This is a genomic window from Bacillus sp. GMs2/2 (genome assembly GCF_050172095.1).
In the GTDB taxonomy this organism is placed as follows: Bacteria; Bacillota; Bacilli; order Bacillales; family Bacillaceae_G; genus Bacillus_A; species Bacillus_A cereus.
This window is the reverse complement of record NZ_JBNLYE010000606.1, coordinates 1-1760: the sequence shown is the minus strand read 5'-3', so window position 1 is coordinate 1760 and position 1760 is coordinate 1. Positions and strand designations below refer to the sequence as shown.

Genomic DNA, 1760 nt, shown 5'->3' with positions numbered 1-1760 from the left:
AAAAGATAAAATAAAAACTATATAAGAAATAAATGTAACGAAAACAAGGAAACATATAAACGGAGCATTAGATACATATTGTTCTATTCTTTTTTTCATTTTAATTCGTTTCATTTATTAAATGTGAAGTATCAATTTTAAATTGACCTTTCCAAGATCCATTTACTGTTCCAATTCTAGTTATATTTACATCTAAAGTAAGGGGCTGTTTAAACTCGTCTCTTCCTTCATTAACTATAACAAATGTAGAAACACCTTCAGGTCTATCGTTATCACGGATACCTATATCATTTAATTTTTTACCTGCTGCCATAAGTTCAAAAGGAAGATGATCATCTGAATCATGGATAAATGATAGTCTTCCGTAATTTATAATCTCAGGGTTTTCCTCTTGTTGCCCATTAATTTTACCATCACTTGCGAGCTTTAATCCTGATGTATCAAATTCAAATGGTACTAAACTTCCATCAGCTTTTTCCATTCTATAATGAACTGATATACGTAAATCTGAGATATATAATTCTTTGAGATGTACAGTAATACCTTGATCCGTAATTTTTTCATCAATAGGAATATATTTACCATTCTTCATCATATCTTGTACGACACCATTTTCATCTGTTATTCCCTCATTGACAACTTCATCATTTGTAACTGCATTAGAAAAATATGAGGCAACATTTGTAGCCGCCACTTGTACTTGTGGAATCATTGCTGTTGTGAAAAGCGCTGCGCCAGCTACTGCTGTATAAATGAAACGTTTTGATTTTTTACTCATGTTTGTAAATAGTCCTTTCTTTTGTTGTTTTTTATGATTTATATGAGAAACATTGTCTAGCTTGGAACGACTTTCAAATGTTTTCCATGCTTGTTCTACATCAATTTTAATTTCTTTTGGTGAATTTGCAGATTCTTCATCTAGCATTATGTTTTCCCAGTTGTTTAATTTACTGATTTCTACTAATAAATTTTGACATGCTTCACATGTATCTAGGTGCTTCGTAAATTCTTTTCTTGTATCATAAGAAAGTTCTCCATCAATATATGTTTGAATAAATCCGATATCATAACATTTCATTTGTTATGCCTCCTCTATTTGTTTATAAACCTTGCGAAACTTCATTTTGGCTCTGACTAATAATGTTCCAATAGAAGATATTTCTGTTTGAAGTATTTCTGCAATTTCTTTATATTGAAAACCAGAGAATTTCATGAGTAAAAGGGTTCGTTCTCGATCATTCATTTTATTTAGTATCGTTTGGACCTTTGTAATTTCTTCTTTTCTTATCCAATCATCGTCTAATGATGAAACATTTTGTACTTCATGGTATTGTATTTCTTTATCAATCTTCGCTTGCTGCCTTTTTTCAGATCGAAAATGGTTATAGGCTACATAAGTAGAAGATTTAATCAACCATCCAGGTATGTTTTCAATTCCTTTCCAATCACTACGATATAATTGTAAAAATACTTCTTGTGCTAACTCTTCAGCGATAGATTGATCTTTAACAATCCAGATGATTTGTTTCACAGCGTAAGCATAGTACTGCTTAAATAAATCTTCAAAGGTCATATCAGAAGCATGACTTTCTTCATTTTCTATGGTTAACATGTTCGTTTAAACCTCACTTTCAATTTGATACCTGTATTATAGAGAAACCAGAAAAACGGATTTTGTGACAGTTTTTCTGGATATTTTTTATTATGTACTAAAAAAAGCATTCATCTGATTAAAAAGATAAATGAAAACATAAAAACTA

At 30.3% G+C, this 1760-nt stretch carries 2 protein-coding genes; both read right to left on the bottom strand.

The annotated features are described in order from the left end of the window. Positions 1-100: 100 nt before the first annotated feature. On the bottom strand, positions 101-1078 hold the full coding sequence (locus ACQGS6_RS27855; RefSeq protein WP_000650428.1) for a DUF4179 domain-containing protein: 978 nt from the start codon (positions 1076-1078) through the stop codon (positions 101-103). Positions 1079-1081: 3 nt separating this feature from the next. Beyond that, positions 1082-1612, bottom strand: a complete 531-nt coding sequence (locus ACQGS6_RS27850) for an RNA polymerase sigma factor SigX (protein ID WP_000955504.1) — start codon at positions 1610-1612, stop codon at positions 1082-1084. Positions 1613-1760: the final 148 nt, after the last annotated feature.